The sequence below is a fragment of the Wolbachia endosymbiont of Cylisticus convexus genome (genome assembly GCF_003344345.1).
In genome coordinates this window covers 1-5,078 of sequence record NZ_QPIP01000083.1, presented here as the reverse complement: position 1 = coordinate 5,078, position 5,078 = coordinate 1, and the positions used below count along the sequence as shown (strand labels likewise).

The following is a 5,078-nucleotide window of genomic DNA, read 5'->3' as shown; positions in this document are numbered from 1 at the left end:
ACCACGAGTCCATTACATCTCAAAAACTGCTCAATGAGCTTGGTAGACGTACTGCCGATGAGGTTCTCTTCTGCACAGGTGATGAGAATGGAGAGCTTTTGACTTCAACAGGGAGGTTTAACCCTTCTAATGTACCAACTAATAACTTATATCTTAAATTTAACTTCGATTTCAACGATGCTGCAAATCAAGTAATAAGAGAGCTTGGAGTTATGGTTGGTACAAAGGTGGTAGAAAAATTGCCTCCTGGACAGAGATATTTTGAACCACAAGATATAGAAAATCCGGGAATCTTGTTAGTTTTAGAACACACCGTACCACTTATCAGAACTGCTGCAACTCGGGAAACTTTTTCATTTGTTGTAACTTTTTGAAACAAAATGACCTTAAATAGTTATTATAACCGCTTTAATCCTGACAAAGAATACGAAAAAAGCTTATTTCTTGCTGGAAGAGGTTTGCAATCTGCAGAATTAAACGAGACTCAGGAGTATGCTCTCTCTAAGCTTAAAGGTATAGGCGATGCAATATTTCGTGATGGTGATGTTATAATAGGAAGCAATTGTATTATAGATAGAGAAACTGGTAAAGTTACGCTTGAATCAGGAAAAATCTATCTTCGTGGAGCAGTGAGAAAAGTCGAAAAAGAAGAATTTATTATTCCACTGAGTACCACAGTTCGTATAGGTGTTTATTATCTAGAATCTACTATTACAGAGCTTGAGGATGAAAATCTTCGTGATCCTGCTGTTGGTACAAGAAATTATCAGGAAGTAGGAGCAGCAAGACTTAAAGTTTCTACCATTTGGGGTTATCAATCTGAAGGTGTTTCTTCCCCTTTTTCTGTAAATGGAGAATTTTATCCAATTTATAACATTGAAAATGGAGTATTAATAGAACATTCACCGCCACCACAAGCAAATATAGTAACTACTGCGCTTGCTCGTTATGACAAAGAAGCCAATGGTTCCTATGTCGTAAATGGTCTTGAAGTAATGTTCTTGCAAAAGGAAGAGGGAGAAGGAGGAAAAAAAATATTTGTGATTAATGAGGGCAAAGCTCATGTTGATGGCTATGAGATTGAGTTACCTCACAGTATTCGTGTTTCTTTTGATCAAGATCCGAATATAAAATCAGTTGAATCAGAACCACACACTTTTCAGCCAAATAGCCAAAGAGTAATGGAACTTAAAGTTAATGATTTTCCAATCAGTGAAATTAAAAAAGTAGATATAACTGTTCAAAAAACCATTACTGTTACTCACGGTTCATACTCAGGAGCTGTTGATCCAATACCTGACTCTGCAGTACTTGAGATCATTCAAGTTAAACAAGGCAATGTTATTTATGAAAATAGTATAGACTATAAGTTAAATGCAGGAAACGTTGATTGGTCATTACCAGGTAAAGAACCAGCTCCTGGAAGTAGTTATCAAATAACTTACCGCTGCCGCACTCATGTAATTCCTGAAGATATAAGTGAAGAGGGGTGTAAAGTAAAAGGAGCAGTTGATAACAGCTTGATTCTGATTGATTACACCTGGAAAATGCCCCGCTTTGATTTAATTACTATAGATGCAAAAGGCGCAATAAGAAGGATAAAAGGCATAGCTCACCCTTGGCGACCATCGATGCCTAAAGCACCTAGCGGACAACTTTTGCTCTGCTACATTCATCAGACGTGGAAAAAAGGCGAAGGGGTAAAAATAGTGAATAATGCTATTCATGCTGTACCGATGAATGAGCTTGAAGCAATGAAAAAAGGAATAAATGATCTTTATGCGCTGGTTGCACAGGAACGTTTACGCAGTGATGCAAATTCAAGAGAACCTACCATCAAAAAAGGAGTATTTGTTGACCCATTCTTTGATGATGATATGCGTGATCAAGGAATTGTTCAGTTTGCAGCGATAGTAAACAAGGAACTAATTTTACCGATAGACGTAGAAATTATTGATGTTGAGAAGGGGAAAAAACCTTATTTATTGCCATATGAACTTGAGCCGGTACTTGAGCAGCTTTTGCAAACTAAAGAGATGAAGATAAATCCTTATCAGGCATTTGATCCGATACCTGCAAAAGTTACGATTAACAAAAATATGGATCACTGGACAGAAGTCAGAACAAACTGGAAAAGTCCAGTAACCAGAGAATTTACTACTTCTGAAGTTTCTGAACTTTTATCCAGTAGTACAAAAGAGGAAGAGTTTATGCGAGAGGCAATACAAGATTTTGAAATTGAAGGTTTTGAGCCAAGTGAAAAGCTTAAGGAGATAAAATTTGACGGTATGAGCATTCAATCTATGGCATAAAAAGTATGATAACAGCTAACAACCAAGGACGAATAAGTGGAAAGATAAAAATACCAGCAAATATTCCAGCAGGTAGTACAGTTTTACGGTGATAAAGGAAGCTATGGAGAAGCAACGTATACTGGTAAAAAAACTATTACCATAGAAGAAAGAAGAAGAGTTATAGCAGCAAGATCCTTTAGCACAAACATTTACTTTAAATGAGAGTAGGCACATAGGAGGCGTGGAGCTATGGTTTGTAAATAAAGGCAAAAAACGTGTTGTTGTGCAAATTAGAGAAACAGCAGTGGGAATGCCCTCGCAAACTGTCATTGCTGAAAGTTATATTGAGCCGAAAGATATAAAAGTAGATGGCACAGCAACACGTATAGAATGGTCGCCAGTGTTTTGCCATGCAGGACAAGAGTATGCAATAGTGCTACTCACTGATGATGCAGATACTGCAGTAAAAATAGCAGAACTTGGCAAATATGATGCAGTAAATAGCCGCTGGGTAACGAGTCAGCCATATCAAGTAGGAGTATTACTGTCATCAAGCAATGCAAGCACCTGGACTCCACATCAAAATTTAGATTTAACGTTTCGACTACTAGCTGCAAAATTTAGTGAAGTTTCTCATGTTGTTGATCTGGGCAAAGTTACTGTAAATAATGTATCAGATTTAATTGTTTTGACGAACGTCGAAAAAGTAGCATTTGATACCAATGTAGAATTTATCTTAACAAATGAAGAGGGAAGAGAAAACTTTTTGTCTGATAACTTACCGCTCGCACTGCGTAAAAGATTATCTGGAGAGCTAACGGTAAAAGCAAGCCTAAAAGGAGGGCGAGAAAAAAGTCCAGTGATATATCCTGGGTTACAGCTAGTTATGGGTAATCTTTCAGAATCTGGAAATTATATAACTAGGAGTATTACAGCAGGAGCTAACACCAAGATCACCATAACATATGATGCGCTAATACCTGGCACTGCAGATGTAAAAGCATATGTGCAAAAAAATGTGGATTGGCAATTAGTAAATTTAACATCAGGAAAACCAATTGGAGAAAATTGGGTGGAGAGAACTCATGTGTTATCAAATTTTAATGGTAATGAGACAAGGATAAAATTAGTTTTAAGTGGAACGGTTGTCTATCGACCAAAAGTCAAAAATCTCAGAGTAATAGTAACATAATGAATATTGACCAAACCAAACGAGAATATCTACTACCACATCCAGAGAATATTGCGGTAGAAGATGTAGTACGTATTCGAAGAGCTATAGAAAAAATAGATGAAGATATGAGTGAGAGAGAAAATAAACACAATCAACTTAAGAGTAATTTTGAGCGGTTTAACTTTGAAACTTTTTTAAATTTTTGGAAATGAAGGAAGCAATATACCAAAGGATAAAGGATTTAGCAGCAAGCAGCACAGCTGATCAATTGGCATATCTTGCAAAATCGCTGGAATTGATAATAGATAAAAAAGCTATTTCTGATATTGTGCAAATGACTAAAGTAAAAGAAATAATTGATGCACTACAAGGAAGGCTTAAGGATTTAGCGGTAAATAGTACACCAGATCAACTAGCATATCTTGCTAAAGCATTGGAATTAATAGTCGACAAAAGTGCGGTTTCTGAAATTGTATACATGACAGATGAAAAGTTGAAAGAACTTCTAAACGCTGCAAGATCACATTTGAATGACATAAACACCAATAAGGAAAATTCAATATCGACAATAACTGAAGCAAAGACAAAGTCTGTAAATGAGATCAATAAGCTTAGGGATAATTCCTTAAATACTTTAAAAGCATCATCAGATTCACATATATCGCTACTTGATACGAGAAAGAATGCAAATATTGCAGCAATAAATAGCATTAGTAACAGTCATAAAGATGGTCTTAAAGGTTTAGTAGAAGATTTTCGTGCTGTTAATAATGTACCATCTGGCTCATCAATTATTAGGGAAATAGAAACTCGTGATAACCAATTAAAAACATCCCTGATAAATGAGGTAAAAACTCGGGATGAACAGTTAAAAGCGTCTCTTATAAATGAAATAAGAAAGCGCAACATGGTTGAACCAGGGTCATTACCTTTCTTATTTGGTGTACTTGGCAGAAAAAATAATTACTTTGGCCACGGAACTTTTACGACAGAGCTTGGTCAGTTGAGTAGTAAAACAGACTATATGCTACAACTACTAGCAGGTACTCACACATATGATACAAGCTATGTTAGTTTTTATCGGCCAAGACAACTAAGTTTTATAGAGGGAAGCAAGGGAACATTTATTTACGGAGAGTTATGCACAAAAAGCTTTTCGGGTAGTTATGATGAGATATACTATTACCCATATGCTGCACTTGGAGTAGTATTTGTAAAAAATACAACCAATGTGAACATAAATAAAGCAATAGAATTTGTTGGATCATCGTATTCGAGTACGGAGTATGGAGGTGCAGGATTATTTGTGGGAACACCAGATAATACCAATTCTAATAAATCAAGAATTTCAAGAATAATATGGAAAAATGTTTACCAATACACGAGTTCTGATAGCAAATTAGCTGGATCTGGTAATGTGGAGATTCCAGCAGGAAAAACAGTTGCAATATTACTTTACACATCATCTTACCTGTATTCCAGAACACAAGTTAGTCAAGGTATGCTTGCATCAAATTATGTACACAACTATGGTCAATTTATTCAGTGGGGGATTTAAACATACGTAGCAATGTTCTAACTACAGGACTTGAAGTAGATGTGGAGAGAAC

Annotated in this window: 2 protein-coding genes and 3 pseudogenes; all 5 read left to right on the top strand. The window is 36.1% G+C overall.

The features are described 5' to 3' along the window. Positions 1-374, top strand: a pseudogene (locus Wcon_RS07615) (hypothetical protein); the annotation flags it as partial. A 6-nt stretch (positions 375-380) separates the two neighbouring features. Next, positions 381-2,312: a DUF4815 domain-containing protein gene (locus Wcon_RS07610; protein WP_114517763.1), complete on the top strand. Its 1,932-nt coding sequence runs from the start codon at positions 381-383 to the stop codon at positions 2,310-2,312. Between the two features lie 5 nt (positions 2,313-2,317). Then, positions 2,318-3,486, top strand: a pseudogene (locus Wcon_RS07605) (hypothetical protein). Next, positions 3,486-3,680: a hypothetical protein gene (locus tag Wcon_RS07600; protein WP_114517762.1), complete on the top strand. Its 195-nt coding sequence runs from the start codon at positions 3,486-3,488 to the stop codon at positions 3,678-3,680. The pseudogene Wcon_RS07605 and the gene Wcon_RS07600 overlap by 1 nt, the downstream one beginning before the upstream one ends. Continuing rightward, positions 3,677-5,078 (top strand): annotated as a pseudogene (locus Wcon_RS07595) (hypothetical protein); the annotation flags it as partial. The gene Wcon_RS07600 and the pseudogene Wcon_RS07595, both read left to right, overlap by 4 nt.